This is a genomic window from Streptomyces sp. AC627_RSS907 (genome assembly GCF_019049165.1).
Genome location: NZ_JAGMUE010000098.1, coordinates 133,537 through 160,237, shown reverse-complemented (window position 1 = coordinate 160,237; position 26,701 = coordinate 133,537). Strand labels below are relative to the sequence as shown.

Below are 26,701 nucleotides of genomic sequence, written 5' to 3'. Positions count from 1 at the left end.
CACCCACCCCCCACTCCCCCGCCCGTCCGGTCGGAGCGACTCCCGGACGGGCAGGGGCTCCACCGCACCGGCTCCACCCCGCCGGCCACTCGCTTGTCATGACCTGATCATCAAACGACGGAGAGACCCCAGCACCGGAAACAGGAGAATCCCATGGCTCTACGCAGCAGATCCATCTCTCTCGCGGCGGTCCTGGCCACCCTGCTCGGCGCGCTCGGCGTGACCCTCCTGCTCGGGCAGGACCGGGCCGAGGCCCACGGCGTGGCGATGACGCCCGGCTCGCGCACCTATCTCTGCCAGCTGGACGCCATCACGGGCACCGGCGCGCTGGACCCGACCAACCCGGCGTGCCGGAGCGCGCTCGACCAGAGCGGGGCGACCGCGCTGTACAACTGGTTCGCCGTGCTCGACTCCAACGCGGGTGGCCGCGGCGCCGGTTACGTGCCGGACGGCACCCTGTGCAGCGCCGGCGACCGGTCGCCGTACGACTTCTCCGGCTACAACGCGGCCCGCGCGGACTGGCCCCGGACGCACCTGACGTCCGGCGCGACGATGCGCGTGCGGTACAGCAACTGGGCGGCCCATCCCGGTGACTTCCGCGTCTACCTGACCAAGCCGGGCTGGTCCCCCACCTCCGAGCTCGGCTGGGACGACCTGGAGCTGATCCAGACGGTGACCAACCCGCCCCAGCAGGGTTCGCCGGGCACCGACGGGGGCCACTACTACTGGGACCTGCCGCTTCCCTCGGGCCGCTCGGGTGACGCGCTGATCTTCATGCAGTGGGTGCGTTCGGACAGCCAGGAGAACTTCTTCTCCTGCTCCGACATCGTCTTCGACGGCGGCAACGGCGAGGTGACCGGCATCCGCGGTTCGGGCGGCACGCCGACCCCGACACCGACACCGACACCGACCACGCCGCCCACCCACTCCGGTGACTGCATGGCCGTTTACTCCGTGGAGAATTCATGGAGCGGCGGTTTCCAGGGTTCCGTGGAGGTGATGAACCACGGGACGGCGCCGCTCAACGGCTGGGCCGTGCAGTGGCGGCCCGGCGCGGGGACCACGCTCGGCGGTGTGTGGAACGGCTCGCTGACGACCGACGCCGACGGCACGGTCAAGGTCAGGAACGTGGACCACAACCGTGTCGTCCCACCGGACGGCAGCGTGACCTTCGGCTTCACCGCCACGTCGACGGGCCATGACTTCCCGGCCGGGACGATCGGCTGCGTGGCGCCGTAGGGCGACGGTCAGGGCGCCGCGCGACCGGACGCGGCGCCCTGACCGGACCCGCAGGGGCCCGGGACCGGGACCCGCCGACCTCACGTGCCGGTTACAAATCGCTCAACCTCTGGTTGCGGCGCGGTGATCGAGCGACGATGGGACCATGACTCTGGCCCAGCGCGCCCTTGACCGGCTGCAGGCCTGGCCCGACCTCACCCCGGGTCCGGCCAGTTGCGGAACCGGACGGGCACTGCGTTCCGTCCGCGACGAGATCGTCCACTTCCACTCGGACCGGGACGTGGACCTCCACCTCACCCACCGGGCCATCCAGCGCTTCCAGTACGACCTCGGCGGCTCCAGCGCCATACGCCTGGTCCCCGGATCCCGCTGGGTGACCGTGCACCTGGACTGCGACACCGACGTCGACCTGCTGCTGAGCCTGGTGAGCATCGCGCTGAAGGCCCACCAGGCCCGGCCCGCGACGGACCCGCCCTCTCCGTGCAACTTCCACCGGGTCACGGTGCTTCCCCGCGCCGGGGGCGGCGAGGTCTGAGCCCCGCCGGCCACGGTGCCCCCGGCCGGAGGGGGCACCGCCGCGGCCGGGTCTCAGTGGTCCGCCGGCTGCCCCTCGGCGCGCCGGATGCCGACGGCGGCGACGGCCGCGCCGAGCACACAGAGGGTGCCGGTGACGACGACGGCCGTGTGGACGCCGCTCATGAACGCCTGTCCGCTGCCCTCGACCACGGCGGCCCGCAAGGCGGCCGGCATGTCACCGGAGACGGGGGCCACACCCATCGCCACCGCGTCCTTGGCCTCTCCCAGACCGTCGGCCATGGCCGACGGTACGCCCGCGCCGGTCAGCTCCCCGGTGAGCGTGGCGCCGACCTTCGCGCTGATCAGGGAGACCAGCACGGACGTGCCGAGGGCGCCGCCGATCTGCAGGGTCGTGGCCTGCAGACCGCCTGCCACTCCGCCGTCGCGGACGGGGGCGTTGCCGACGATGGCGTCGGAGGAGGCGGCCATCACCATGCCGACGCCGAGTCCGAGCGCGATGAACGGCGGCCACATCGTGGCGTAGGACGAGTCGGTCTGCCAGGTGAGCATGCCGAAGCAGGAGGCGGCCTGCAGCAGCATGCCGAGCGGCATCGTCAGGCGCGGTCCGAAGCGCTGGGTCAGGGCGGCGCCCAGCGGCGAGGCGACCAGCGAGGCGAGGCTGAGCGGCAGGGTCCGCACACCCGCCTCCACCGGCGTGAAACCGCGCACGTTCTGCAGGTAGAGCATGACGAAGAAGATCACGCCGAGCATGACGAAGAAGTTCAGCGCGGTGATGATCGCGCCGATCGTCAGCGCACGGCTGCGGAACAGGCGCATCGGCAGCAGCGGGTGTTCGACGCGGGTCTCGTACCAGCCGAAGACGAGCAGGAGTACGAGGCCGGCGGCGACGGCGCCCAGGGTGCCCGCGGAGGTCCAGCCCCAGGTCTCGCCCTTGACGACGCCGAAGACCACGGCGAGCAGACCGAGGGCGAGCAGGACGAGGCCGGGGATGTCGAACCGTTCCCGTCCGGTGGCGGTGCGGCTCTGCGGGAGCACGAGGAGACCGAAGACGATGGCGATGACGCCGATGGGGGCGTTGATGTAGAAGACGGACTCCCAGTCGACGTGCTCCACGAGGAGACCGCCGACGATGGGTCCGAGGGCCGTCGCGACGGCGGAGACCATGGCCCAGATGCCCACGGCCATACCGAACTTCTTCGGCGGGAAGGCGGCACGGAGCAGACCGAGGGTGTTGGGCATCAGCAGACCGCCGAAGACGCCCTGGAGGGCGCGGAAGGCGACCACGCCCTCGATCGATCCGGACAGGCCGATGGCGACCGAGGCGAGGGTGAAGCCCGCGACGCCCACGAGGTAGTAGGTCCGCCGGCCGAAGCGGTCACCGAGCTTGCCGCCCAGGATGAGCGTGGCGGCGAGCGCGAGGAGGTAGGCGTTGGTCACCCACTGCAGCTCGGCGGTGGACGCGTGCAGGTCGCTGCCGATCTCCGGGTTGGCGATGGCGACGACGGAGCCGTCGAGCTGGACCATGAACAGTCCGAACGCGACGGCGAGGAGGGTCAGCCAGGGGTTGCACCGCAGGCGGCCGGCCGCCGGTGGGGCGGCCTCGGCCGCGGGCATGGTGGGGTGATCCACGGAGGTGGACGGCATGGACGAGCCTTCTCTTCCAGGTTCAGGGGTGATGCGGGGGGGGCGGGGCGGAGGCCGGGAGCACGGCGGGCCGGCCGCGGGCACGACGGTGTGCTCGCGGCCGGCGGAAACGCCTTAGCCCCGCCCGGTCAGCGGGCGGCGGGGTGGAGGTGCCGCGTCAGTGCGTCGAGGGCGTCCAGCGCGGAGCCGAGCGCGCCCTGCTGGCCCTCGGTGAGGGAGGTCAGGGCGTGGCGGATGAACGCGGTCTCCAGTTCCCGCACCTCGGCCAGCCGCTCGCGGGCCGTGGCCGTCAGGTGGAGGCGGGCGACCCGCTTGTCGGCGCTGTCCTGCCGGCGTTCCAGATCCCCCCGCTCGGTGAGCTGGGAGACCAGGGCGCTGACGTTGTTCGGCTTCATCAGCAGGGCCTCGGCGGCCTCGCGCACCGTGGCACCCTCACGCAGCGCGACGAACCGCAGCAGCGCGAGCTGCCCCTCCGGGGGCTTGGGGTGCGGGTACTCCGCGGTGACCTGCCGGTCCAGCGCCCGGTGCAGCGCGGGAAGGCATGCCGCGAGCCCGGAGGCCACACGGTCGATGTCCCCGCGGGGGGTGCTGGAGTCGGTCACCCGGCGATATTAGATATGAGCCAATAGGTATGTCAAAAGAGGTAGTGTGGCTCGCAACCCTCTCGCAACCTTCCCCGTGCTGGCATGCAGGGCATGCACGCCACACACGAGGAGAACCCCCGCGTCGAGCTCACCCTCGCGGCGGCCGTGCTGCTGCGGCGGCTCCGCGAGGCCCACGGCCCGCTGATGTTCCACCAGTCCGGCGGCTGCTGCGACGGCAGCGCCCCCATGTGCTACCCGGCCGGCGAGTTCCGCACCGGCGCCTCGGACGTCCTGCTGGCGGAGCTGGCCGTCGAGGGCGTCGACGAGCCGGTGCCCTTCTGGATGTCGCGCGGCCAGTACGAGACGTGGAGCCACACCCGGCTGATCGTGGACGTCGTCGCGGGCCGGGGCAGCGGCTTCTCGCTGGAGGCACCCGAGGGGGTGCGTTTCCTCGTCCGTTCTCGCGTGGTCGGCACCTAGCCAGACCGGCTACGGCTACGGCTACGGCCTGAGGCTGCCGACGATGTCCGCCGTGGCGGTCAGGCCGCTGTTGATGGTCGGGGCGATGCTCGTGCTCGCCAGGTAGAAGCCGAGCAGCAGGCACACCAGTGCGTGCGAGATCTTCAGCCCGCTGTTGCGCAGGAAGATCACCGCCAGGACCAGGAGCAACAGCACCACAGAGATGGAAACGGCCATCGTCAACCTCCTCCGCCACGTCCATTTCGCGGCCTTCGGCCGTAAGTGTGGCGTAGCGGAGGGTTCGTCCGGGCAGTTGGCCTGTCCGCCGAACGTGTGGTGTCCCGGCGGCTTCCTACGCGGCCCGGTGGGCGTCGAGGAACGCTTCGAGGCCCGCGAGGTCGTCGGTGTTGAGGTGGTCGACACCGGCGGCGACCAGTTCGGCCCACACCGCGTCCCGTGCGGGGCCCGGCACGTCGGGGGTGGCCCAGAACCGCACCCGCTGCCCGCGGGCGTGCGCCGCGCCGACGATGTCCCGCAGTCTGCGCCGTTCGGCCACCGGGAAGGCGCCCACGCCCCGCCAGGTGAAGTGGTGTGTCCAGTTGTCGCTGATCAGCGGGACGAGGGAGGCCGGTGCGCTGGTGCCGAGGTCGGCGAGGCGGCCGTCGTAGAAGGCCCGGCGCGTTCCCTGGGCCTCCATGGGCGCGCGGGCGGCCCGGTCGCCGGAGATCACCGCCGTGACCGGACCGGGGAACACCCGCCCGTGGGAGTAGGTGGTGAACAGGTGCCTGTAGCGGCGCAGATGACGGTCGAGTTCGAGGTACGTCGACGAGCCCTCGGTCTTGATGTCGACGAGGAGTTGCAGGGGCCGCCGGTCTTGCCGGTAGACGCTGCCGCGCCCGGCCCGGACACGGGCGGCGAGGGGGTCGAGATAGAGGGACTCCAGGGTGCGGGCGGGATCGAGGTCCTCGGGGTCGTGGGCGACGAGGAGCCGGCCGTCGACGAGGTGGATGTCGGCCTCGACGCTGCCGAAGCGGTGGTCGAGGGCGTCGAGGAGGGGGCGGGGGTGCTCGTAGTCGTTGTGGGCGTGCGCGCGCCACAACGGGCGCGGGCCGCGCCTGCCTTCGCTCGCCGGCGCGGTGCCGGCGGGCAGGGCGACGGCGCCCGCGAGGGCGGCGCCGAGGGTGGTGAGGGCTCTGCGACGGGTGGTGAGGGCCATGCTCTGCCTCCCTGGAGGTGCCGTAAGGGACGCCTGTGAGTATGCGGCCCGGCGCCGTCAAGGAGCAGAGTCGTGAGGGGAGTTGGCCGGACCGCCGCCGGTCGTTCACTTCCTCTCGGGGCGCGGGCACGGCAATGCCCGCCCCCGAGGGGACGGGCACGGCCGGGACCGGTCGGCCGGTTCGGAGGGACGGACGTCAGGGTGCTCGCAGGTCCACCAGTTCGGCCAGTGCCTGGCGGTGGGTGCCCGCCGTGCCGTAGGCGATCGAGTCGGCCTTGGCCCGCTTGAGGTACAGGTGCACCGGGTGCTCCCACGTCATGCCGAGCCCGCCGTGCAGTTGCAACGCCTCCTCGGCCGCGTGGACGGCGACCCGGGCCGCGTACGCCTGGGCCACGGCGACGGCCACGTCGGCGTCCGTGCCGGTCGCCAGCGCGTCGGCCGCGTTGCGGGCGGCGGCGCGCAGGCCGGCGACCTCCAGCCACAGGCGGGCGAGCCGGTGTTTGAGTGCCTGGAATCCGCCGACCTGCCGGTTGAACTGCCTGCGTTCCTTGAGGTAGCGGACCGTGTCGGTCAACAGCCGGTCGGCGAGGCCCAGTTGCTCGGAGGCGAGCAGACCGGCACCGGCCCGCAGGGCACGCCGTACGGCGGGCTCGGCGTCGCCCAGCCGGCGCCCGGACGCGCCTTCGAGGGTCAGGCGCGCCACCGGCCGGGTGAGGTCCAGGGACACCTGCGGGGTGACGGTCACCTCGGCGGTGGCGACCGCGTACAGCCCCCCGTCGTCCGCGGGTACGAGCAGCACGTCGGCGACGGCCGCGTCTGCGACGCCGGTCAGCTCCCCGTGCAGGGCGCCGTCCTCGACCCGGACCCGCGGGAAGTGGCCGGCCGGTGCGACGTGCAGGCCGACGGCCAGGGCGGCGACGGTCGCGGCGGACGCCAGCTCGCTGAGCAGGTCGTCGGCCCCGCAGGCCAGCAGCGCCTCCGTGGCGACGACGGCACTCGTCAGGTACGGCACCGGCGCGACCGCGCGCCCCAGCTCCTCCAGCACCACGGCGGTCTCCCGGTGGGTGGCGCCCTGCCCGCCCTGCTCCTCGGGGACCAGCAGGCCCGCGAGGCCCATGGACTCGGAGAGCGCCTTCCACAGGGACAGGTCGTGCACGGTGGCCGACTCCGTGCGGGCGATCACGTCCGCCGGGGCGCAGCGGTCGGTGAGCAGGTCCCGGACGGCGGCACGCAGCGCCTCTTCCTCCTCCGAGTAGAGCAGATCGGGCTGTGCGCTCATCGGGCGAGGTCCTTCCAGGCGACGTCCTTGTCGGTGCGCGGCTCGGCGGGCAGGCCCAGGACGCGCTCGGCGACGATGTTCAGCAGGACCTCGCTGGTCCCGCCCTCGATGCTGTTGCCCTTGGAGCGCAGGTAGCGGTATCCGGCTTCGCGGCCGGTGAAGTCCACCTGCTCGGGGCGGCGCATGGCCCAGTCGTCGTACAACAGGCCTTCCTCGCCGAGGAGTTCCACCTCCAGGCCGCTGATCTCCTGGTTGAGGCGGGCGAAGTTCAGCTTCATCCCGGCGCCCTCGGGGCCTGGCTGGCCGGCCGCCAGTTGCTGACGCAGGCGCACGCCGGTGAGGCGGGCGACCTCGGCCTCGACCCACAGGCCGAGCAGCCGCTGGTGCAGGTCGTGGGTGCGCAGGTCGGGGCGGTCCCGCCAGGTCGCGGCGGCCTTGCCGATCATGCCGCCCTCGCGGGGGACCGGGGTGCCGCCGATGGCGACGCGCTCGTTGTTCAGCGTGGTCTGCGCGACCCGCCAGCCGTCGCCGATCTCGCCGAGGCGCCGGGAGTCGGGGATGCGGACGCCGGTGAGGAAGACCTCGTTGAACTCGGCCTCGCCGGTGATCTGGCGCAGCGGCCTGACCTCGACGCCGGGGTCGGTCATGTCGCAGACGAAGTAGGTGATGCCCCGGTGCTTGGGCACGTCGGGGTCGGTGCGGGCGATGAGGATGGCCCAGCGGGCGAGGTGCGCGCTGGACGTCCAGACCTTCTGCCCGTCGACCACCCAGTCCTCGCCGTCGCGGACCGCACGGGTGCCGAGCGCCGCCAGGTCGGACCCGGCGCCGGGCTCGCTGAACAGCTGGCACCAGACCTCTTCGCCGGTCCACAGCGGGCGCAGAAGCCGGCGCTTCTGCTCCTCGGTGCCGTACTGGAGGATCGTCGGGGCGGCCATGCCGAGTCCGATACCGATGCGACGGGGGTCGTTGTCGGGGGCGCCCGCGGCCTCCAGTTCGGTGTCGACGACGGTCTGGAGGGAGCGGGGGGCGCCGAGTCCGCCCAGGCCCTCCGGGTAGTGCACCCAGGCGAGTCCGGCGTCGAAGCGGGCCCTGAGGAAGTCCGGTCGGGCGGTGGTCGCCGGCGGGTGGGCGGCCAGCAACTCCTTCGTACGGGCCCGCAGTTCCGCTGCGTCGGTCATGCGGCGGCTCCCTTCTCCAGGTTCTCCGGGACGACGGCCACCCGGCCGGTCGTCCTGCCGTCGGCCACCCGCTGCACGGCGTCGGCGGCCCCGCCGAGCGGTACCCGCTCGCTCACCAGCGGCTTGATCGCGCCCCGCGTGGCCAGCTCGGTGAGCTGCTCGTGGCAGTGCCGGACCAGTTCGGGGTTCTTGGTGTTGTACAGGCCCCAGTGCAGGCCGAGGACGGCGTAGTTCTTCACCAGGGCGTGGTTCAGCGCCGGGCTGGGGATGGTGCCGCTCGCGAAGCCGACGACGACGATCCGGCCCTCGAAGGCGACGACCTTGGCGGACTGGGCGTAGGCCTGACCGCCCACCGGGTCGTAGACCACGTCGGCGCCCCGGCCGCCGGTGGCCTCCTTCACGGCGGCCACGACGTCCTCGCCCTGGCGGTCCACGACCACGTCGCAGCCCAGCTCGCGGGCGACGGCCGCCTTCTCCGGGCCGCCGACGACGCCGATGACGGTCGCGCCGGCGGCCTTGCCGAGCTGCACGGCCGCGCTGCCGACCCCGCCGGCGGCGGCGTGGACGAGCAGGGTCTCGCCGGCCTCCAGCCGGGCCCGGCGGTGCAGGCCGAACCAGCCGGTCTGGTAGCCGATGTGCAGGGCGGCGGCCTCGGCGTCGTCCAGGGCGTCCGGCGCGGGCAGCAGGGCACGGGCGTCCGCGAGGGCGTACTCGGCGAAGCCGCCGTGCGGCAGCGCCGGGTTGGCGAGGACGCGGCGCCCGTCCTCGGTCTCGCCGCAGACCTCCACGCCCGGCGTGAACGGCAGCGGCGGCCTGACCTGGTACTGCCCCCGGCACAGCAGGGCGTCCGGGAAGTTGATGTTCGCGGCGCGGACCCTCAGCAGGACCTGGCCATCACCGGGCGTGGGCGGCGCCACGTCCGCGAGGCGCATCACCTCGCCCGGCTCGCCGTTCTCGTGCACCTGCCATGCCTGCATGCGGGGCCTCCACCGACTGCGTCGTCCGACCGGGTCTCCCGCATACTAAGCGGTCGCTTGCCAATCAGGGAACAGGTCGCGGCCCGTCGCACGTCAGGACCGGGCGGGCCGCGCCCTCACGTGCATGCGCTCCCCCTGCGGACCGAACAGGCTGAGGAACTCGACCGGCCCCTCCCCCGTCGACCCGAACCAGTGCGGCACCCGGGTGTCGAACTCGGCGGCCTCCCCCGCAGACACCACGACGTCGTGTTCCCCGAGCACCAGGCGCAGCCGGCCGGAGAGGACGTAGAGCCACTCATACCCCTCGTGGGTGCGGGGGTCCGGCTCCTCCTCGTGCCGGGGTACCAGCACCTTGAACGCCTGGAGTCCGCCCGGCTGGCGGGTGAGGGGCCAGTGGGTGCGGCCGTGGCGCACGATCGGCTCGGACCTCACCCGGGGGTCGCCGACCGGCGGGGCGCCGACCAGCTCGTCCAGCGGCACCTGGTGGGCCCGGGCGATCGGCAGCAGCAGTTCGAGGCTGGGTTTGCGCAGCCCCGACTCCAGCCGCGAGAGGGTGCTCACCGAGATGCCGGTCGTCTCGGACAGGGCCGCCAGGGTCACCTCCCGCTCCTTGCGGACCTGCCGGAGCCTCGGTCCGACACCGGCGAGAACGTCGTCTGCAGTCATGGGGATATTGCAGAACCGGCAAATACGTTTGTCAATCCCGTGGGATCCGGGCGACCTTGTGCGTGGAGGTGGTCACCATGACCCAGAGCAAAGACCTGACCGGGAAGACGGACCCGACCGGTACGTACGACGTGATCGTCGTCGGCGGCGGTGCGGCAGGGCTGTCCGCCGCGCTCGTCCTGGGCCGCTCGCGGCGGCGCACCCTGGTCGTCGACGCGGGTGAGCCGCGCAACGCGCCGTCGGACCACATGCAGGGGTACCTGACCCGGGACGGCATGTCGCCGGCCGAGTTCCTGGCACTCGGCCGGGAGGAGATCGCCCGGTACGGCGTGGAGTTCGTCCGCGACCGGGTGGTGGACGTGTCCCGGGGAGAGGACTTCGCCGTGGCACTGGCCGGCGGGCGGACCGCGCACGCCCGTCGGCTGATCGTCACCACCGGGCTCAGGGACGAGCTGCCGGCGGTGCCCGGCGTCGCCGAACGGTTCGGCCGGGACGTCCTGCACTGCCCGTTCTGCCACGGCTGGGAGGTGCGTGACGAGCGCTTCGGCGTACTGGCCTCCAGTCCGCGCAGCGTCCACCAGGCGCTGATGGTGTCCGGCTGGTCGGACGACGTGACGCTCTTCCTGCACACGGTCGCCGAGCGGGAACTGTCCGACGACGACCTGCGCCGGCTCTCGGCGGCCGGCGTCAAGGTGGTGCCCGGCGAGGTCGCCGGGCTGCGGGTGGAGGACGACCGGCTCAACGGGGTCCGGCTGGCGGACGGCTCGACGCACGACCGCTCGGTGCTTTTCGTCGCCCCGCGCGCCCTGCCGCAGACCGGCCTGATGGAGCGGCTGGGTGCCGAGCTGGAGGAGACGCCGTACGGCGCGTATCCCGTCGTCGACCCGACGGGCCGGACCACCGTGCCCGGGGTGTGGACCGCCGGCAACGCGATGGGGTTCGCCGAGCAGGTCGTCCACGCGGCGAGCGGCGGCTACCGCGCGGCCGGGGCCGTCGTCGGCGACCTGATCATGTCGGACCTGGACGCGGCCCTGGAGGCGTAGGGCGAAACGACGGGCAGGCACACGACCCGTACGGAACGGCGTCTCCCCACCCGGGACGCGGACAGGCGGCTGGGGAAGGACGGGGGACGACGGTCACCGTCCCCGGGCACGGTCACGCGGCTGGGGGTGGTACGACGGCGACCGCCCCGGAGACGGTCACGCGGCCGGGGGCGGGAACGACGGCAACCACCCCGGAGACGGACACGCGGCTGCGGGCGGTACGACGGCGACCGCCCCCGGGCGCGGACACACGCCCCGGCACCGGGACGACGGCGACCGCCCCGGACGCGGACACACGGCCGGGGGCGGGAACGACGGCAACCGCCCCGGACGCGGACACACGCCCGCGACGGGCGCGACGGCGACTCCGTCCCGTCGCGCGCATACGCACCGGGGGCGGCACCCGCGCACGCGTCCACACCCAACAGGCACGACACCCGGGGCGACGTCTGGGCGCGCGCGGACCACCAGGCACGCCCCAGGGGCGCCGCACGCCGCTCCGCACGCCCCTGGGGCGCCGCACGCGCCCCGGGGGCCCTCGCCGTTCGTGTCGGTGCGGTCCGGCGGGAGGCGCGCACCCCGCGCCGTGGGTCCCGCGCCGTGGGTCCCGCACCGTGGGTCCCGCACCGGGCGGGCCCCGGGCCGGGCGGGAGCTGGCCCGCCGTACCGGAGCCCCGGCCGTCGAGGCGGGGCGGAAGGTGTGGACGCGCGGGTGTGACGCCGTCCTCTCCGGTGCACCATGACTGCATGCTGCTTGCCCGGTTGGCCCAGGTGTCCCGGGACGTCGCCGCCACCTCGGCGCGGTCCCGGAAGACCGCCCTGCTCGCGGAGTTGTTCCGGGAGGCGGAGGCGGAGGACGTGCCGGTCGTCATCCCGTACCTGGCGGGGCGGCTCCCCCAGGGCCGGATCGGCGTCGGCTGGAAGGTGCTGAGCCGCCGGGTCGAACCGGCCGCCGAGCCGACCCTGACCGTGCGCGAGGTGGACGCCCGGATCACCCGGCTCGGCGCGGTGTCCGGCGCCGGGGCGCAGGCCGAGCGGACCCGCCTGGTCGGTGAGCTGATGGGCGCGGCCACCGAGGACGAACAGCGCTTCCTGTTCGGGCTGCTCACCGGCGAGGTCCGGCAGGGCGCCCTGGACGCGGTCGCCGTCGAGGGCCTGGCCGGGGCGACCGGGGCCGCGTCGGCGGACGTCCGCCGCGCGGTGATGCTCGCGGGCTCCCTGCAGACGGTCGCCGAGGCCCTGCTCGCCGAGGGCCCCGGCGCCCTGGACCGCTTCCGGCTCACCGTCGGCCGCCCGGTCCTGCCGATGCTGGCGCACAGCGCCTCCTCGGTCGCCGAGGCGGTCGGCAAGCTGGGCGCCTGCGCGGTCGAGGAGAAGCTGGACGGCATCCGGGTCCAGGTGCACCGGGAGGGCGGCACCGTACGGGTCTGCACCCGCACCCTGGACGACATCACCGACCGGCTCCCCGAAGTCACCGCGGCGGCCCTCGGGCTGCCCGGCGAGCGGTTCGTCCTGGACGGCGAGGTGATCTCCCTCGACGGGAGCGGACGCCCGCGTTCCTTCCAGGAGACCGCCGGGCGGGTCGGCTCCCGCACGGACGTGGCCACGGCCGCGCGGGCGGTCCCCGTCTCCGTCGTGTTCTTCGACGCCCTGTCCGTCGACGGCCGCGACCTGCTCGACCTGCCGCTGACCGAGCGGCACGCGGAACTGGCCCGGCTGGTTCCGGAGCCGATGAGGGTGCGGCGCACCCTGGTACGGGGTCCCGAGGAGGCCCCGGCCGCGGAGGAGTTCCTCTCCGCGACCCTTGAACGGGGCCACGAGGGCGTCGTCGTCAAGGCACTCGACGCCGCCTACAGCGCGGGCCGGCGCGGCGCGTCCTGGCTGAAGGTCAAGCCCGTGCACACCCTGGACCTGGTCGTCCTGGCCGCCGAGTGGGGCCACGGCCGCCGCACCGGCAAGCTCTCCAACCTCCACCTGGGCGCCCGCACCGCCGACGGCTCCTTCGTCATGCTCGGCAAGACCTTCAAGGGCATGACCGACGCGCTGCTGACCTGGCAGACCGAGCGGCTGCGGGAGCTCGCCGTCGAGGAGCACGCCTGGGGAGTGACCGTACGCCCCGAACTCGTCGTGGAGATCGCCTACGACGGCATCCAGCGCTCCACCCGCTATCCGGCCGGCGTCACCCTCCGCTTCGCCCGCGTGATCCGCTACCGCGACGACAAGCGCCCGCAGGAGGCGGACACGGTACGGGCGCTGCTCGCCGCGCATCCCGGGGTGGCCCCGTGAGGCGCAGCGCGGGTCTGCTCCTGCACCGTCCCGGCCCCCAGGGCCGGCAGGTGCTGCTCGGCCACATGGGCGGGCCCTTCCACGCCCGTCGCGACGCCGGGGCCTGGACGATCCCCAAGGGCGAGTACGACCCCGCCGAACCGGCCTGGGACGCCGCCCGGCGAGAGTTCGAGGAGGAGCTGGGACTGGCGCCGCCCGACGGGGAGGCGGTCCCGCTCGGCGAGGTCCGCCAGTCCGGCGGCAAGATCGTCACGGCCTGGGCGGTCGAGGCCGACCTCGACCCGGCGACGGTCGTCCCCGGCACGTTCCGCATGGAGTGGCCGCCGCGGTCGGGCCGCGTCGAGGAGTTCCCCGAGCTGGACCGCGTGGCGTGGTTCCCGGTGGACCGGGCGCGCGAAGTGATCGTGAAGGCGCAGGCCGCGTTTCTCGACCGGCTGGCTGAGCACTCGCACTGACGAGAGGCCACGGGCGGCGGCGAGGGACGACGAGACCGACGAGAGCAGTCCGCGTTGCGGCACCCCGCGCCGGGCGCCAAGGTCGAAGCACGAGTCTGCACCCAGGGAGGTCGGCCATGCCCATCGCGACGGTGAACCCGGCGAACGGCGAGACGCTCAGGACGTACGAGGCCATGGGCGAGGAGGAGATCGAGCGCCGGCTCCAGCTCGCGGAGGCCACCTTCCGCACGTACCGGACGACGACGTTCGACGAGCGGGCCCGGCTCCTGCACCGGGCCGCCGACCTCCTGGAGGAGGACCGGGACGAGATCGGCAAGGTCATCACCACCGAGATGGGCAAGCCGGTCCGGCAGGCCCGCGCGGAGGCCGCCAAGTGCGCCAAGGCGATGCGCTGGTACGCCGACCACGCGGCCGGCCTGCTCGCCGACGAGGAGCCCGCCGAGGCGGACGTGAAGGACTCCGGCGCCTTGCGGGTCCTGGTCCGTTACCGGCCGCTCGGCCCGGTGCTCGCGGTGATGCCGTGGAACTTCCCTTTGTGGCAGGTGATCCGGTTCGCGGCACCCGCGCTGATGGCGGGCAACGTCGGCCTGCTCAAGCACGCGTCGAACGTCCCGCAGACCGCCCTGTACCTCGAGGACCTGTTCCACCGGGCGGGCTTCCCCGAGGGCTGCTTCCAGACCCTGCTCGTCGGCTCGGCCGCGGTCGACGACATCCTGCGGGACGAGCGCGTCCGCGCCGCCACCCTCACCGGCAGCGAGCCCGCCGGACGCGCGGTCGCCTCCACCGCGGGGGAGATGGTCAAGAAGACGGTGCTGGAGCTGGGCGGCAGCGACCCGTTCGTCGTCATGCCGTCCGCCGACATCGACCGGGCCGCCCGGGTGGCCGTGAACGCCCGCACGCAGAACGCCGGGCAGTCCTGCATCGCCGCCAAGCGGTTCATCGTGCACACGGACGTCTACGACGCCTTCGCCGAGCGCTTCACCGAGGGCATGGAGGCCCTGCGGGTCGGCGATCCCATGGACGAGGAGACGGAGGTCGGCCCCCTCTCCAGCGAGCGGGGCGTGGCGGACCTCGTGGAGTTGGTCGACGACGCGGTGCGCGCCGGCGCGACGGTGCTGTGCGGTGGCGAACGCCCCGACGGGCCCGGCTGGTACTACCCGCCGACCGTGCTGGCCGGCGTCACCCGGGAGATGCGCATCCACCGCGAGGAGGCCTTCGGCCCGGTCGCCACCCTCTACCGCGCGGCCGACCTGGACGAGGCGGTGCTGATCGCCAACGACACGGACTTCGGGCTCAGTTCCAACGTGTGGACGCGCGACGAGGCCGATGTGGACCGTTTCGTACGGGACCTGGAGGCGGGCGGCGTGTACGTCAACGGGATGACGGCCTCGCATCCCGCGCTCCCCTTCGGCGGGGTCAAGCGGTCGGGCTACGGGCGTGAGCTGTCCGGGCACGGAATCCGCGAGTTCTGCAACATCACCACCGTATGGCACGGAGCGTGAGCCTTCCGCGACTACGATCCCCCCTGTGAACCGCGAAGTGACCCTGCCTCTGATCGTCGACGACCGCGGCACCCTTCAGGTCGCCGCGTCCGACGTGAGCAAGCTGCTGCGCACGGTGGGCGGGCGATGGCTGCGGCTGGTGGAGGGCGGCGAGGAGAGTCTGGACGAGGACACGGTCGCGGCCCTGACCATCGAGCTCGCCAAGCTGGCCGACCGGATCGACGTGGCCTGCATCGCCCACAGCAGCGGCCAGTCCTCCTGATGCGACGTACACCTGCCGTCCCGCAGTTTCACTGAGATGGAGCAACCCCGCGAGAGATTGCGGCCCCGGTGAGTGACCGTGGATGGACACCCCCAATGGGTGCGCCACTTACCGGCCGGTGGGCGAAAGCCCTCCGCGAGGTGAAAGCAGGTACGGTTCATGGCGACTTTGTGCAGACCCTCGGTGTCCGTTCCAGAGCACGTGATCACGATGGAGGAGACGCTGGAGCTGGCGCGTGAGCGTCACGCCGACCACCCCCAACTGCCGTTGGCCCTCCGGCTGATCGAGAACACCGGCGTGCGCACCCGGCACATCGTGCAGCCCATCGAGGAGACGCTGAAGCACCCCGGCTTCGAGGACCGCAACAGGCTGTACGAGCGGGAGGCGAAGGCCCGCGTCCCGGCCGTGGTCGAACAGGCCCTCGACGACGCGGAACTGCTCGTCACCGACATCGACGTCATCATCTACGTCTCGTGCACGGGCTTCATGATGCCCTCGCTCACGGCGTGGCTGATCAACGAGATGGGCTTCGACACCACCACACGACAGATACCCATCGCCCAGCTGGGTTGCGCGGCCGGCGGTGCGGGCATCAACCGGGCCCACGACTTCTGCAGCGCCTACCCCGAGGCCAACGCGTTGATCGTGGCCTGCGAGTTCTGCTCGCTGTGCTACCAGCCCACCGACATCAGCGTCGGATCCCTGCTCTCCAACGGCCTCTTCGGCGACGGCGTCGCCGCCGCGGTGGTCCGCGGGCGGGGCGGCACGGGTGTCCGACTGGAGCGCAACGGCTCGTACCTGATCCCCAAGACGGAAGAGTGGATCATGTACGACGTGAAGGCGACCGGCTTCCACTTCCTGCTGGACAAGCGGGTGCCGGCCACCATGGAGCCGCTCGCACCGGCCCTGCAGGAACTGGCCAGGACCCATGGCTGGGACGCCTCCGACCTGGACTTCTACATCATCCACGCGGGCGGGCCCCGAATCCTGGACGACCTCAGCACGTTCCTTCAGGTCGACCCGCACGCGTTCCGGTTCAGCCGGGCGACGCTCACCGAGTACGGCAACATCGCCAGCGCCGTCGTCCTGGACGCGCTGCGCAGGCTCTTCGACGAAGGCGGCGTCAGCGACCGGTCGCGCGGACTGCTGGCCGGTTTCGGCCCCGGCATCACCGCCGAGATGTCCCTGGGCCGCTGGCAGACCGCGGACGATGTCCAGGGCGTGAGGCAACCGTGAGCGCAGAAACGATTCCCCGGACGGCGCCGCCCGTCCGGGACCGGCCGGCCCCCCTCACGTGGTGAGCGGGCCATGACGACGACGGAAGGGCTGCTGGTGCCGCCGGGGCACGGCCGGGTCGTGCAGACGCCGGCCCAGCACGTGACGTTCAAGGTGACCGGTTCGCACTCGCGCATGGCCTCCACCTTCGAGGTGATCGTGCCGCCGGGTTTCGACGTCGGCGCCCACGTGCACACCCGCAGCGAGGAACTCTTCTACGTGCTCGAGGGCGAGCTGGACGTGCTCGCCTTCGAGCCGCGGGTCCGCACTGCCGACAACTGGCAGAAATGGCAGTCGAGTTCCGGGAACCGTGTGGTACGCGCCACCCCCGGCACGGTCATCGTCGTGCCGCCCGGCTGCCCCCACGCCTTCGCCAACCCGACGGACGAGCCCGCGAAGATGTTCTTCCAGGCGAGCCCGCCCCCGGACCACGAGCGCTACTTCGAGGAACTGCTGGAGATCCTGGGCACCGGAGGCCCACCCGACCACGAGGCCATCGAGGCGCTCAGGGCCAAGTACGACATCGAGCAGCTCACACCCCTGAAACACCGGTGAGAGTGCCCGCCCCCCGGGGCGCGGGGCCGTGCCGGTCCGCGGCTCCGCGCGGGTGTGAGCAGTCCCACACCAGTCCCCTACGAGGGCCGCGAGTCCGCGTCGGCCCCGGCCCCCGCGCCCCGGGTCCTAGCGGATCGGCATTCCCGACAACGTCCGGGCGATCACCAGTCGCTGGATCTCGCTCGTCCCCTCGAAGATGGTGTAGATGGCGGAGTCACGGTGCATCCGCTCCACCGGGTACTCCCGCGTGTACCCGTTGCCGCCCAGGATCTGGACCGCCTGGGCGGTCACCTTCTTCGCCGTCTCGCTCGCGAACAGTTTGGACATCGACCCCTCGGCCGCGGTGAACGGCTTGCCGTTGACCGCCATCCACGAGGCCCGCCACACCAGCAGGCGCGCCGCGTCGATGGACGTCCGCATGTCCGCCAGCTGGAAGGCGACGCCCTGGTTGTCGATGATCGGCCGCCCGAACTGCTCACGGGTCCGGGCGTAGTCGAGCGCCACCTCGTACGCGGCACGGGCCGTGCCCACCGCCATCGCGCCGACCGCCGGGCGGGACGCCTCGAACGTGGCCATCGCGGCGTTCTTGACCCGCTCACCCCCCTTCCTGGCCTTCTCGCGGGCGCGGGCCAGGCGCGCGTCCAGCTTCTCCTTGCCGCCGAGCAGACAGGAGCCGGGCACGCGCACGCCGTCCAGGATCACCTCGGCGGTGTGCGAGGCGCGGATGCCGTGCTTCTTGAACTTCTGGCCCTGGGACAGCCCCCGGGTGCCGGGCGGGACGATGAAGGACGCGTGGCCCTTGGAACCCAGCTCCGGGTCGACGACCGCGACCACGACGTGGACGCCCGCGATGCCGCCGTTGGTCGCCCACGTCTTGGTGCCGTTGATCACCCACTCGTCCTTGGCCTCGTCGTACACGGCGCGCGTGCGCATGGAGGCCACGTCGGAGCCGGCGTCCGGCTCGGAGGAGCAGAAGGCCGCGACCCTGACGTCCTTGGTGTCGCCGTACATCTGCGGGATCCAGGTGCCGATCTGCTCCTCGGTGCCGTTGGCGAGGACGCCGACGGCGGCGAGGCCGGTGCCGACGATGGACAGGGCGATGCCGGCGTCGCCCCAGAACAGCTCCTCCATCGTCATGGGGATGCCGAGGCCGGTGGGGTCGAAGTACTGCTGGGCGTAGAAGTCGAGGGAGTAGATGCCGACCTTGGCGGCCTCCTGGATGACCGGCCAGGGAGTCTCCTCACGCTCGTCCCATTCGGCGGCCGCGGGGCGGATGACGTCGGCGGCGAAGCCGTGCAGCCAGTCCCGGACCTCCTTCTGTTCGTCGTTGAGCTCCATGGTGAACTCGGCCATGTCCCCTCCAGTGACCCACGTACGCGTTACTTGCGGTAACCGGAGTCTGTTACCGGCGGGTAAGGAAAGTCAACTCCCGGGGCCCCGTCGCCCTCCCGTTCGATCTCCGGCGCCCGTCAGGTGCTAGTTTGCGCAGGCGTCACCGAACGAGCACGGGTGGGGAGAGCACATGGACACCACGCAGCGGACCGATCAGCAGCGGTCCGCCGACCGCAGACGGCGCGAGCTGCTGGAGGCCGCCGACCGGGTGGTGCTGCGCGACGGCCCCCAGGCCTCGATGAACGCCATCGCCGCCGAGGCCGGCATCACCAAGCCGATCCTCTACCGCCACTTCGGCGACAAGGGCGGGCTGTACGCCGCTCTCGCCCAGCGGCACACGGACGCACTCCTCTCCTCGCTGCGGGCCGCCCTCGACGCACCGGCGGAGGACCGGCGGCGACGCGTCGAGGCCACCCTGGACACCTATCTGGCGGCCATCGAGGCACGCCCGCAGGTGTACCGCTTCCTGATGCACCCGGCGGAGGGCAGCACCACACCGGGCGACCAGGCCGAGCAGGGCTTCGACGTGGGCAAGCACTCGGCGCCGTTGCTGCGTCGCATGGGCGAGGAACTGGCCCAGGTCATCGAGGAGCGCCTCGACGTCGGCCCGGGCACACAGCAACTGGCCCGGGTGTGGGGCCACGGGATCGTCGGCATGATGCACGCCGCCGGGGACTGGTGGCTGGGCGAGCGGCCCTGCTCCCGGGCGGAGTTGGTGACGAGCCTGGCGGATCTGCTGTGGGGGCGGCTGTCCGCGGCCGGGGACAAGGAGGGCGGCCCGGGGTTCTGACGGTCGCGCACCGAGCACGGCACCGACCGAGGACCGCCCCGCCCTGAACCCGGCGCCCCACCTGGGGCCGGCACCACCCCAGTACGACGCCCGCCCGGTGACCGGTCACGCGCCGAGCAGGGCGACCTCCCCTGCCCTCAGGCCGGCACCGCCCCAAGCCGGTCGCCCGCCCCGCAGCCGGCCGTCCCCCCACGCCGCACCTGGCCAACCGCGCGCCCCGCAGCCGGCCGTCCCCCACGCCGCCCCTGGCCAACCGCGCGCCGGGCAAGGCGACCGCCCCGGCCGGAGGCCGACCCCGCCCCGAGCGCGGCGCCGGGGCCGCTCCGGGGCCCCGGGCTCCCGCGGACGCGCTCAGCGGTGCCAGGAGGCGCGCGCCACCTGCCGCATGAGCCTGCGGTGCCGCCAGCCCGACAGCCGGTCGGCGTACACCCGCCCCTCCAGGTGATCGCACTCGTGCTGCAGACACCGGGCGAAGAACCCCGTCCCGCGCACGGTGACCGGCTCCCCGGTGACAGTGAGCCCCGTCACGACCGCCTCGTCGTGACGCTCGGTCCCGGCCTCGAGTCCCGGCAGTGACAGACAACCCTCCGGGCCGCGCACCACCACACCGTCGGTCCCGACGAGCCGCGGGTTCACCACGTGCCCGAGGTGGCGCTCGTCCTCGTCGTCCGGGCAGTCGTACACGAAGACGCGTACCGGCTCGCCGATCTGGTTCGCGGCCAGGCCCACCCCCTGGGCGGCGTACATGGTGGCGAACAAGTCCTCCACCAGGGAGGCGAGTTCGGGACCGAAGTCGGTCACCTCCTCGCAAGGGGTGTGCAGGGCGGGATCGCCGATGAGGGTGAGGGGGCGGACGCGCCCGTGGGCGCCCGGGATGGAACCGTGTCGCATGGCGGCAAGAGTAAGGTCCCTGTGTCCCCCGGCGGTCCGCGCCCATCGCCGGGACCGCGTGGCCGGTGCCGCGATTCGGGAGTGCGAATGGATCTCGATAGGCTGAGGTCCACACCACGTGGCCGTCAGGCTTCAGGCGCGGCGCGTACGCAAGGAGGATCGAGAACTGATGGCAGGCAACTCGGACCCGCTCACGCCGCGGGCCAAGCTCGCCGTGACCGCGGGCAAGGCGGTCGCGGCGGCATCTCGCGCCGCGGGGCGCGGCAGCGGTTCGGTGATCGGCGGCCGGGTCGCGCTGAAACTCGACCCCGACCTCCTCGCCCGGCTCGCCCAGCACCTCGATGTGACGCTGGTCTCGGCGACGAACGGCAAGACCACCACCACCCGGCTCATCGCCGAGGCGCTCAAGGCGGCCGGCCCGGTCGTCTCCAACGCGCTCGGCGCCAACATGCCGGCCGGCATCACCTCGGCGCTCGCGGGCGGCGCGGACGCCCGCTACGGCGTCATCGAGGTCGACGAGAAGTACCTCGTCGGCGTCGCCCAGGCCACCGAGCCGAAGTGCATCGCCCTGCTCAACCTCTCCCGCGACCAGCTCGACCGCGCCGCCGAGACCCGGATGCTCGCCGAGAACTGGCGCGAGGGCCTGGCCGGTTCGAAGGCCGTGATCGTCGCCAACGCCGACGACCCGCTGGTGGTGTGGGCCGCTTCCTCCTCCCCCAACGTGATCTGGGTCGCCGCCGGGCAGATGTGGAAGGACGACGCCTGGTCCTGCCCGGCCTGCGGCGGCGTGATGCAGCGGCCGGGCGACGACTGGTTCTGCGGCGAGTGCGGCTTCCGCCGTCCCACGCCGAGCTGGGCGCTGTCCGGCGACCACGTCCTGGACCCGCACGGCTCGGCCTGGCCGATCCACCTCCAGCTCCCGGGCCGTGCCAACAAGGCCAACGCCGCCTCCTCGGCCGCCGTCTGCGCGGTCTTCGGGGTGCCGCCGCAGGTCGCGCTGGAGCGGATGTACCAGGTGCAGGCGGTCGCCGGGCGCTACGACGTCGTCCAGTTCCAGGGCCGCGACCTGCGTCTGCTGCTCGCCAAGAACCCGGCCGGCTGGCTGGAGACCTTCTCCCTGATCGACCCGCCGCCGGCCCCGGTGATCCTGTCGGTGAACGCGCGCGGCGCCGACGGCACCGACACCTCCTGGCTGTGGGACGTGGACTACACCCGGCTGACCGGCCACCCGATCTGTGTGATCGGCGACCGGAAGCTGGACCTCGCGGTGCGCCTGGAGGTGGCCAACCAGCAGTTCCAGGTGTGCGAGGACCTCGACCAGGCGGTCCAGCTGTGCCCGCCGGGCCGGGTGGAGGTCATCGCGAACTACACCGCCTTCCAGGACCTGCGCCGCCGCGTCGGCAACTGACCACGAGACCTCAGGGGACTTGAAGTGAGCGACAACCAGCTGCGGGTCGTCTGGATCTACCCGGACCTGCTCAGCACGTACGGCGACCAGGGCAACGCCCTGGTGGTGGAGCGCAGGGCCCGGCAGCGGGGCCTCGACGTGGCCCGGCTCGACGTGCGTAGCGACCAGCCGATCCCGACCTCGGGCGACATCTACCTGATCGGCGGCGGCGAGGACCGGCCGCAACGGCTCGCGGCCGAGCGGCTGCGCCGGGACGGCGGCCTGTACCGGGCGGTGGAGAACGGCGCGATCGTCTTCTCCGTCTGCGCCGGCTACCAGATCCTGGGCCACGAGTTCATCAACGACCTGGGGCAGCGCGAACCCGGCCTCGGTCTGCTCGACGTGGTCTCGACGCGCGGCGAGGGCGAGCGGTGCGTGGGCGACGTCCTGGGCGACATCGACCCCCGCCTGGGCCTCCCCCCGCTGACCGGCTTCGAGAACCACCAGGGCGTCACCCATCTCGGCCCCACCGCCCGCCCGCTCGCCCAGGTCCGCTTCGGCAACGGCAACGGCACGGGCGACGGTACCGAGGGCGCGTACAACGACACGGTCTTCGGGACGTACATGCACGGCCCCGTGCTGGCACGCAACCCGCTGATCGCGGACCTGCTGCTGAAACTGGCCCTCGACGTGAACGCGCTGCCGCCGACCGACGACCGCTGGTACGAGGCGCTGCGGGGCGAGCGCATCGCCGCCGCGCAGCAGTCGGCCTGACGCCTGGGGAAAGCCCGTCTGACGGCTTATCCGCACAGGTGAGCGGGCACGTCCAGTAGGCGGACGCACGGTTCGGTCCCGCCGCCCGATGCCGCTAGGGTGGCGGGGATCGAGCCGGACAGCGCGGTCCGGACCCGTGCCACGTTGAGAAGGTATTTCGGGCTATGCGCATTGGTGTCCTCACGTCCGGCGGCGACTGCCCCGGCCTGAACGCCGTCATCCGGTCCGTCGTGCACCGTGCCGTCGTCGACCACGGCGACGAGGTCATCGGCTTCCGGGACGGCTGGAAGGGCCTCCTGGAGTGTGACTACCTCAAGCTCGACCTCGACGCGGTCGGCGGCATCCTGGCCCGCGGCGGCACCATCCTCGGCTCCTCCCGGGTCCGCCCCGAGCATCTGCGCGACGGTGTCGAGCGCGCCCGGGGACACGTCAGGGAACTCGGCGTGGACGCGATCATCCCGATCGGCGGGGAGGGCACGCTGAAGGCGGCCCGGCTGCTCTCCGACAACGGCCTGCCCATCGTGGGCGTGCCGAAGACCATCGACAACGACATAGCGGTCACCGACGTCACCTTCGGCTTCGACACGGCCGTGACCGTCGCCACCGAAGCCCTGGACCGGCTGAAGACCACCGCCGAGTCCCACCAGCGGGTGCTGATCGTGGAGGTCATGGGCCGTCACACCGGGTGGATCGCGCTGCACTCGGGCATGGCGGCCGGCGCGCACGCCGTGGTCGTGCCGGAGCGGCCCTTCGACATCGACGAGTTGGCCGCCAAGGTCGGGGAGCGCTTCTCGGCGGGCAAGCGGTTCGCGATCGTGGTGGCCGCCGAGGGTGCCAAGCCGAAGGCCGGCACCATGGACTTCGACGAGGGCGGCACGGACGTCTACGGCCACGAGCGCTTCGCCGGGATCGCCCGCCAGCTCTCGATCGAGCTGGAGGAGCGGCTCGGCAAGGAGGCCCGGCCGGTGATACTCGGGCACGTGCAGCGCGGCGGCACGCCGACGGCGTACGACCGGGTGCTGGCGACCCGGTTCGGATGGCACGCGGTGGAGGCCGCGCACCGCGGGGAGTTCGGGATGATGACGGCCCTGCGCGGGACGGACATCCGGATGGTGCCGCTCGCCGAGGCGGTCGAGTCGCTGAAGACGGTGCCGGACGCACGGTACGACGAGGCGGAGTGCGTGCTCTAGCCGTCCGGCGGCTGTGGGGCGCGGGTGCCCGCGCCCGTGCGGTGGAGCCGCGCATCGATACGGCCCGCGCCTCTTGCGGGGCGCTGTACCGCCCCCGGTCACACACGTGGCCGGGGGCGGTTCTAGTCTTGCTTCGGACAGACGGCGCTCAACCGCGCTCAACCCCCACGAAACAGGAGCCGGCGGATGGATCACAGCGGGCACGGCATGACGATGGATCTGCCGCCGTTCACGCTGGGACGAGGTCTCGCGTGGTCGGCGGACCCCTTCTTCCTGATCGCCTGCCTCCTGGGACTGGCGCTGTACGGCTGGGGCGTCGTCCGGCTGACCCGGCGCGGCGACAAGTGGCCCGTCGGACGGACCGTCGCCTTCGTCACCGGTGTGCTGAGCATCGGGCTGGTGATGTGCACCAAGCTCAACGACTACGGCATGGTCATGTTCAGCGTGCACATGGTGCAGCACATGATGATCAGCATGGTGTCGCCGATCCTGTTGCTCCTCGGCGCACCGATCACCCTGGCCCTGCGCGCACTGCCCACGGCCGGACGCGGCCGCAAGGGCCCGCGCGAGCTGCTGCTGATGCTGCTGCACAGCCGCTACATGCGGGTCATCACGCATTTCGCGTTCACGATCCCGCTGTTCATCGCGAGTCTGTACGCGCTGTACTTCACGCCCCTCTTCGACTTCCTGATGGGCTCCCAGACCGGGCACATCGCGATGATGGTGCACTTCCTGGCCGTCGGTGTGGTGTTCTTCTGGCCGATCATGGGCGTGGACCCGGGCCCGCACCGGCCCGGCCACCTGATGCGGATCCTGGAACTGTTCGCGGGCATGCCGTTCCACGCGTTCTTCGGCATCGCGCTGATGATGGCGTCCTCGCCGATGGTCGAGACGTTCCGGAACCCGCCCGCCTCGCTCGGCATCGACGCGCTCTCCGACCAGAACGCGGCCGGCGGCATCGCCTGGGCCTTCAGCGAGGTCCCGTCCGTTCTCGTGCTGCTCGCGCTGCTGTTCCAGTGGTACGCCTCCGAGGAGCGGCAGGCCCGGCGCACCGACCGGGCCGCCGACCGCGACGGCGACAAGGAACTCGAGGCGTACAACGCCTATCTGGCCTCACTGAACACACGCGGCGGCTGAGCGGCGGCACCGTTCAGTAGCATGTGGCGCGTCGGGGGAACCGCCCGGGGGGAGCGGTATGACACGCCACGCGTTCTCAGGACCACCGCCGTCGGGAGTGGGCCGGGTCGTCGCCGGCCGCTATCTGCTGCTGCGCCCGCTCGGTGACGGCGGGGCGGGCCGGGTGTGGCTCGCCCACGACCGGACACTGGGGCGGGAGGTCGCGCTGAAGGCCGGTCCGGGTGCGGCCCGGGGTGCGGCAGGGCCGCACGGCCATCCGCACACGGTGACCGTGTACGACGTGACGGTGCACGAGGGTGTGCCGTGGCTCGTCATGGAGTACGTGGCGGACGCGGTCGACCTGCGGGAGCTGGTGGCCCGGCACGGTCCGGCGGCCCCCGCCGACTGCGCCCGGATCGGGCTCGCCGTGCTCGCCGCGCTGGCCGCCGGGCACGAGCGGGGCGTGCCGTACCGGGAGGTGGACCCGGCGGACGTCCTGCTGGCGCCGGACGCCACGGGCGCGCCGTACGGCCGGATCCTGCTCGCGGAGCACGGCCTGCGCGTACGACCGGCCGACGCCGCGGGTCTCCGGGCCGGGCTGCACGCGCTCGGCCGCACCCTGTACTACGGCGTCGAGGGCCGCGAGCCGTTCGACGGGGTGCCTGGTCCGGCCGGACCGGGGATGCCGCGTCCGCCGGTGCGGGCCGGTGCGCTCAGGCCCCTGCTGGACAGGCTCCTCGCGGGGGACCCGGCACTTCGCGGCTCGGTGGCCGAGGCCGAGGCGGAGCTGGCGTGGATCATCACGCCGCAGACCGAGGTGTACGTCCGGCCGCGGACCGACCCCCGATCGCAGCCGCCCTGGGCCGCGGCGCGGCCCGGCCCGGTCGCCTCCGCCGGCCGGCACGCCCCCGCCACCGCCGCCCCTGCCGGCCTCGCCGCCACCGCCGACCTCGGCGCCTCCGTTCCGGTCGGGCACCGGCGTTCACGCCCGCGGGCCCTGCGGGCCGCCTTCGCCGGCGGGCTCGGTCTGGTCCTCGCCCTCGGCGGCGTCTGGTACGCCCTGGCCGACCGGGCGGCCGACGGGACGGGGGCGCCGTACGGGGACGGTGTGGGGCTCGTGGCGCCGTTGCGGGACGGGGACTGTGTGCGCGCCCACTGGCCCGGTGGGACCCGGTTCACGGGGACACCGCGCCTCACCGTGGTCCCGGCCTGCCGGGGCGGGGCACCCGACGGCCAGGTGATGGCGTCCGTACCCGCCGCCTCCGCCGAGGAGGCGCGCAAGCTGGGGCCGGCCCGGTGCGAGGAGCGGACGCGGGATGTCCGGGCCCGGCTGGCCGACGTGCGCAGCCTGGCCGTGGTGCCCGCCGACGGCGGTTTCGAGACCGCCGAGCGGCGTACGGCCTGTCTGGTGCTGGGCGCGCACGGCCCGGTCCACGGGCCGCTCGGCCGGCACCGCGAACCCGGGTCGGTGTTCGCCGGCACCGCGACCATGCAGCGCCGGGACTGCCTGGACGTGCGCTCGGCACGGGAGGTCCGGCTGGCGTCCTGCGCGGGCCGGTACGACGAGCAGGTGCTCGGTTTCGCCCGGCTGGCCCCCGACGTCACGCCCGCCGAGGCACCCGGCGCGGCGGACGCGGCGTGCGCGCGGGAGGTGCCGCCGCGCGACTACGGATTCGATCCCTCCCTGCACGAGGCCGGCTCCCGGACGGCCGCGGGGGCCTGGAGATCCGGCTCACATCTCGTCGTCTGCACCGTACGGAGGCAGAACGGGGGCACCATGGAGGGGAACGGACCATGAGGAGGGTGTTGCGATGCCCGGTTCCACGGACAGTTCGACGAAGACGATGGGGGCGCTGACCATCGGCGGCCTGGTCGCGGTGACCGCCTACACGGTGGCGCTCGGCAGCAACGGCTGGCTGTGGTTCGGCTGGGTCGTGCTGGGCCTGATCACCCTGGGGATGGTGGCCACGCGCAGCGCCTGAGCCCCGCGGGGCCTCCCGACAC

General features: G+C 72.9%; 27 protein-coding genes. 17 read left to right on the top strand and 10 right to left on the bottom strand.

Features of this window, described 5'->3' with window-relative positions; all coding sequences use genetic code 11:
• Positions 1-153 precede the first annotated feature (153 nt).
• Both KUM32_RS22345 and KUM32_RS22340 read left to right on the top strand, forming a co-directional pair.
• Positions 154-1,239 carry a lytic polysaccharide monooxygenase gene (locus KUM32_RS22345; protein WP_217143705.1) on the top strand — a complete coding sequence of 362 codons (1,086 nt, stop codon included), beginning with the start codon at positions 154-156 and terminating at the stop codon, positions 1,237-1,239.
• Positions 1,240-1,384: 145 nt separating this feature from the next.
• On the top strand, positions 1,385-1,774 hold the full coding sequence (locus tag KUM32_RS22340) for a luciferase family protein (protein ID WP_217143704.1): 390 nt from the start codon (positions 1,385-1,387) through the stop codon (positions 1,772-1,774).
• 53 nt (positions 1,775-1,827) lie between these two features.
• On the opposite strand, the gene KUM32_RS22335 is transcribed toward KUM32_RS22340, so the two are convergent.
• Both KUM32_RS22335 and KUM32_RS22330 read right to left on the bottom strand, forming a co-directional pair.
• Positions 1,828-3,420 (bottom strand): MFS transporter, encoded by a 1,593-nt coding sequence (locus KUM32_RS22335; protein WP_217143703.1) that lies wholly within the window; start codon positions 3,418-3,420, stop codon positions 1,828-1,830.
• A gap of 128 nt (positions 3,421-3,548) precedes the next feature.
• Positions 3,549-4,022 carry a MarR family winged helix-turn-helix transcriptional regulator gene (locus KUM32_RS22330; RefSeq protein ID WP_217143702.1) on the bottom strand — a complete coding sequence of 158 codons (474 nt, stop codon included), beginning with the start codon at positions 4,020-4,022 and terminating at the stop codon, positions 3,549-3,551.
• A 93-nt stretch (positions 4,023-4,115) separates the two neighbouring features.
• Here KUM32_RS22330 and KUM32_RS22325 point away from each other — a divergent pair, with 93 nt between their 5' ends.
• Positions 4,116-4,484, top strand: a complete 369-nt coding sequence (locus KUM32_RS22325; protein WP_217143701.1) for a DUF779 domain-containing protein — start codon at positions 4,116-4,118, stop codon at positions 4,482-4,484.
• A gap of 21 nt (positions 4,485-4,505) precedes the next feature.
• Here KUM32_RS22325 and KUM32_RS22320 read toward each other — a convergent pair whose 3' ends face one another.
• The 6 genes from KUM32_RS22320 to KUM32_RS22295 all read right to left on the bottom strand — a co-directional run bounded on the left by KUM32_RS22320 (position 4,506) and on the right by KUM32_RS22295 (position 9,779).
• Positions 4,506-4,700 carry a hypothetical protein gene (locus KUM32_RS22320; protein ID WP_217143700.1) on the bottom strand — a complete coding sequence of 65 codons (195 nt, stop codon included), beginning with the start codon at positions 4,698-4,700 and terminating at the stop codon, positions 4,506-4,508.
• 115 nt (positions 4,701-4,815) lie between these two features.
• A complete protein-coding gene (locus KUM32_RS22315) occupies positions 4,816-5,679 on the bottom strand; it encodes a phosphatidylinositol-specific phospholipase C/glycerophosphodiester phosphodiesterase family protein (RefSeq protein WP_217143699.1) in 864 nt (287 codons plus the stop codon).
• Between the two features lie 196 nt (positions 5,680-5,875).
• A complete protein-coding gene (locus KUM32_RS22310) occupies positions 5,876-6,958 on the bottom strand; it encodes an acyl-CoA dehydrogenase family protein (protein WP_217143698.1) in 1,083 nt (360 codons plus the stop codon).
• A complete protein-coding gene (locus KUM32_RS22305; RefSeq protein ID WP_217143697.1) occupies positions 6,955-8,136 on the bottom strand; it encodes an acyl-CoA dehydrogenase family protein in 1,182 nt (393 codons plus the stop codon). Before KUM32_RS22305 ends, KUM32_RS22310 begins: the two co-directional genes overlap by 4 nt.
• The gene (locus tag KUM32_RS22300) at positions 8,133-9,113 is read right to left on the bottom strand and encodes an NADPH:quinone oxidoreductase family protein (RefSeq protein ID WP_217143696.1); all 981 of its coding nucleotides are present in this window, start codon (positions 9,111-9,113) and stop codon (positions 8,133-8,135) included. The genes KUM32_RS22305 and KUM32_RS22300 overlap by 4 nt, the downstream gene beginning before the upstream one ends.
• 93 nt (positions 9,114-9,206) lie before the next feature.
• A complete protein-coding gene (locus KUM32_RS22295; protein WP_217143695.1) occupies positions 9,207-9,779 on the bottom strand; it encodes a helix-turn-helix domain-containing protein in 573 nt (190 codons plus the stop codon).
• 77 nt (positions 9,780-9,856) lie between these two features.
• Here KUM32_RS22295 and KUM32_RS22290 point away from each other — a divergent pair, with 77 nt between their 5' ends.
• The 7 genes from KUM32_RS22290 to KUM32_RS22260 all read left to right on the top strand — a co-directional run bounded on the left by KUM32_RS22290 (position 9,857) and on the right by KUM32_RS22260 (position 17,157).
• Entirely contained in the window at positions 9,857-10,822 is a 966-nt protein-coding gene (locus KUM32_RS22290) for an NAD(P)/FAD-dependent oxidoreductase (protein WP_217143694.1), read from the top strand.
• Positions 10,823-11,569: 747 nt separating this feature from the next.
• A complete protein-coding gene (locus KUM32_RS22285) occupies positions 11,570-13,108 on the top strand; it encodes an ATP-dependent DNA ligase (RefSeq protein ID WP_217143693.1) in 1,539 nt (512 codons plus the stop codon).
• On the top strand, positions 13,105-13,563 hold the full coding sequence (locus KUM32_RS22280; RefSeq protein WP_217143692.1) for an NUDIX domain-containing protein: 459 nt from the start codon (positions 13,105-13,107) through the stop codon (positions 13,561-13,563). The genes KUM32_RS22285 and KUM32_RS22280 overlap by 4 nt, the downstream gene beginning before the upstream one ends.
• Before the next feature lie 116 nt (positions 13,564-13,679).
• Positions 13,680-15,065: an NADP-dependent succinic semialdehyde dehydrogenase gene (locus KUM32_RS22275; protein WP_217143691.1), complete on the top strand. Its 1,386-nt coding sequence runs from the start codon at positions 13,680-13,682 to the stop codon at positions 15,063-15,065.
• Positions 15,066-15,090: 25 nt separating this feature from the next.
• Positions 15,091-15,327, top strand: a complete 237-nt coding sequence (locus tag KUM32_RS22270) for a DUF6213 family protein (protein WP_217143690.1) — start codon at positions 15,091-15,093, stop codon at positions 15,325-15,327.
• A gap of 159 nt (positions 15,328-15,486) precedes the next feature.
• Positions 15,487-16,563: a type III polyketide synthase gene (locus KUM32_RS22265; RefSeq protein ID WP_217143689.1), complete on the top strand. Its 1,077-nt coding sequence runs from the start codon at positions 15,487-15,489 to the stop codon at positions 16,561-16,563.
• 72 nt (positions 16,564-16,635) lie between these two features.
• Positions 16,636-17,157 (top strand): cupin domain-containing protein, encoded by a 522-nt coding sequence (locus tag KUM32_RS22260; protein WP_217143688.1) that lies wholly within the window; start codon positions 16,636-16,638, stop codon positions 17,155-17,157.
• A gap of 126 nt (positions 17,158-17,283) precedes the next feature.
• Here the strand turns inward: KUM32_RS22260 and KUM32_RS22255 are convergent, their stop codons facing one another.
• On the bottom strand, positions 17,284-18,510 hold the full coding sequence (locus KUM32_RS22255) for an acyl-CoA dehydrogenase family protein (RefSeq protein ID WP_217143687.1): 1,227 nt from the start codon (positions 18,508-18,510) through the stop codon (positions 17,284-17,286).
• A gap of 169 nt (positions 18,511-18,679) precedes the next feature.
• Here KUM32_RS22255 and KUM32_RS22250 point away from each other — a divergent pair, with 169 nt between their 5' ends.
• Positions 18,680-19,339 (top strand): TetR family transcriptional regulator, encoded by a 660-nt coding sequence (locus KUM32_RS22250; RefSeq protein WP_217143686.1) that lies wholly within the window; start codon positions 18,680-18,682, stop codon positions 19,337-19,339.
• Positions 19,340-19,690: 351 nt separating this feature from the next.
• Here the strand turns inward: KUM32_RS22250 and def are convergent, their stop codons facing one another.
• On the bottom strand, positions 19,691-20,230 hold the full coding sequence (def, locus tag KUM32_RS22245) for a peptide deformylase (protein WP_217143685.1): 540 nt from the start codon (positions 20,228-20,230) through the stop codon (positions 19,691-19,693).
• A 169-nt stretch (positions 20,231-20,399) separates the two neighbouring features.
• Between def and KUM32_RS22240 the strand changes: the two genes are divergently transcribed.
• From KUM32_RS22240 to KUM32_RS22215, 6 genes are all read left to right on the top strand, one after another.
• Positions 20,400-21,638 (top strand): MurT ligase domain-containing protein, encoded by a 1,239-nt coding sequence (locus KUM32_RS22240; RefSeq protein WP_217143684.1) that lies wholly within the window; start codon positions 20,400-20,402, stop codon positions 21,636-21,638.
• Positions 21,639-21,662: 24 nt separating this feature from the next.
• Complete coding sequence (locus KUM32_RS22235) at positions 21,663-22,391, top strand: type 1 glutamine amidotransferase (RefSeq protein WP_217143683.1); 729 nt, start codon at positions 21,663-21,665, stop codon at positions 22,389-22,391.
• A gap of 164 nt (positions 22,392-22,555) precedes the next feature.
• Positions 22,556-23,581, top strand: a complete 1,026-nt coding sequence (locus tag KUM32_RS22230) for a 6-phosphofructokinase (RefSeq protein WP_217143682.1) — start codon at positions 22,556-22,558, stop codon at positions 23,579-23,581.
• Positions 23,582-23,767: 186 nt separating this feature from the next.
• Entirely contained in the window at positions 23,768-24,718 is a 951-nt protein-coding gene (locus KUM32_RS22225; protein ID WP_217143681.1) for a cytochrome c oxidase assembly protein, read from the top strand.
• Between the two features lie 58 nt (positions 24,719-24,776).
• Positions 24,777-26,495, top strand: coding sequence for a septum formation family protein (locus KUM32_RS22220; protein WP_254405928.1), 1,719 nt, complete (start codon positions 24,777-24,779; stop codon positions 26,493-26,495).
• 13 nt (positions 26,496-26,508) lie between these two features.
• Positions 26,509-26,679 (top strand): hypothetical protein, encoded by a 171-nt coding sequence (locus KUM32_RS22215; protein WP_107291848.1) that lies wholly within the window; start codon positions 26,509-26,511, stop codon positions 26,677-26,679.
• Positions 26,680-26,701: the final 22 nt, after the last annotated feature.

Excerpts from the sequence above, each read along its gene's own strand:
- KUM32_RS22225 (WP_217143681.1), top strand. The coding sequence starts at position 23,768 with ATGGATCACAGCGGGCACGGCATGACGATGGATCTGCCGCCGTTCACG.
- KUM32_RS22285 (WP_217143693.1), top strand. The coding sequence starts at position 11,570 with ATGCTGCTTGCCCGGTTGGCCCAGGTGTCCCGGGACGTCGCCGCCACC.
- KUM32_RS22220 (WP_254405928.1), top strand. The coding sequence starts at position 24,777 with ATGACACGCCACGCGTTCTCAGGACCACCGCCGTCGGGAGTGGGCCGG.
- KUM32_RS22255 (WP_217143687.1), bottom strand. The coding sequence starts at position 18,510 with ATGGCCGAGTTCACCATGGAGCTCAACGACGAACAGAAGGAGGTCCGG.
- KUM32_RS22215 (WP_107291848.1), top strand. The coding sequence starts at position 26,509 with ATGCCCGGTTCCACGGACAGTTCGACGAAGACGATGGGGGCGCTGACC.
- KUM32_RS22240 (WP_217143684.1), top strand. The coding sequence starts at position 20,400 with ATGGCAGGCAACTCGGACCCGCTCACGCCGCGGGCCAAGCTCGCCGTG.
- KUM32_RS22310 (WP_217143698.1), bottom strand. The coding sequence starts at position 6,958 with ATGAGCGCACAGCCCGATCTGCTCTACTCGGAGGAGGAAGAGGCGCTG.
- KUM32_RS22230 (WP_217143682.1), top strand. The coding sequence starts at position 22,556 with ATGCGCATTGGTGTCCTCACGTCCGGCGGCGACTGCCCCGGCCTGAAC.
- KUM32_RS22265 (WP_217143689.1), top strand. The coding sequence starts at position 15,487 with ATGGCGACTTTGTGCAGACCCTCGGTGTCCGTTCCAGAGCACGTGATC.
- KUM32_RS22300 (WP_217143696.1), bottom strand. The coding sequence starts at position 9,113 with ATGCAGGCATGGCAGGTGCACGAGAACGGCGAGCCGGGCGAGGTGATG.
- KUM32_RS22305 (WP_217143697.1), bottom strand. The coding sequence starts at position 8,136 with ATGACCGACGCAGCGGAACTGCGGGCCCGTACGAAGGAGTTGCTGGCC.
- KUM32_RS22275 (WP_217143691.1), top strand. The coding sequence starts at position 13,680 with ATGCCCATCGCGACGGTGAACCCGGCGAACGGCGAGACGCTCAGGACG.
- KUM32_RS22295 (WP_217143695.1), bottom strand. The coding sequence starts at position 9,779 with ATGACTGCAGACGACGTTCTCGCCGGTGTCGGACCGAGGCTCCGGCAG.
- KUM32_RS22345 (WP_217143705.1), top strand. The coding sequence starts at position 154 with ATGGCTCTACGCAGCAGATCCATCTCTCTCGCGGCGGTCCTGGCCACC.
- KUM32_RS22315 (WP_217143699.1), bottom strand. The coding sequence starts at position 5,679 with ATGGCCCTCACCACCCGTCGCAGAGCCCTCACCACCCTCGGCGCCGCC.
- KUM32_RS22320 (WP_217143700.1), bottom strand. The coding sequence starts at position 4,700 with ATGGCCGTTTCCATCTCTGTGGTGCTGTTGCTCCTGGTCCTGGCGGTG.
- KUM32_RS22290 (WP_217143694.1), top strand. The coding sequence starts at position 9,857 with ATGACCCAGAGCAAAGACCTGACCGGGAAGACGGACCCGACCGGTACG.
- KUM32_RS22250 (WP_217143686.1), top strand. The coding sequence starts at position 18,680 with ATGGACACCACGCAGCGGACCGATCAGCAGCGGTCCGCCGACCGCAGA.
- KUM32_RS22335 (WP_217143703.1), bottom strand. The coding sequence starts at position 3,420 with ATGCCGTCCACCTCCGTGGATCACCCCACCATGCCCGCGGCCGAGGCC.
- KUM32_RS22340 (WP_217143704.1), top strand. The coding sequence starts at position 1,385 with ATGACTCTGGCCCAGCGCGCCCTTGACCGGCTGCAGGCCTGGCCCGAC.
- KUM32_RS22325 (WP_217143701.1), top strand. The coding sequence starts at position 4,116 with ATGCACGCCACACACGAGGAGAACCCCCGCGTCGAGCTCACCCTCGCG.
- def (WP_217143685.1), bottom strand. The coding sequence starts at position 20,230 with ATGCGACACGGTTCCATCCCGGGCGCCCACGGGCGCGTCCGCCCCCTC.
- KUM32_RS22260 (WP_217143688.1), top strand. The coding sequence starts at position 16,636 with ATGACGACGACGGAAGGGCTGCTGGTGCCGCCGGGGCACGGCCGGGTC.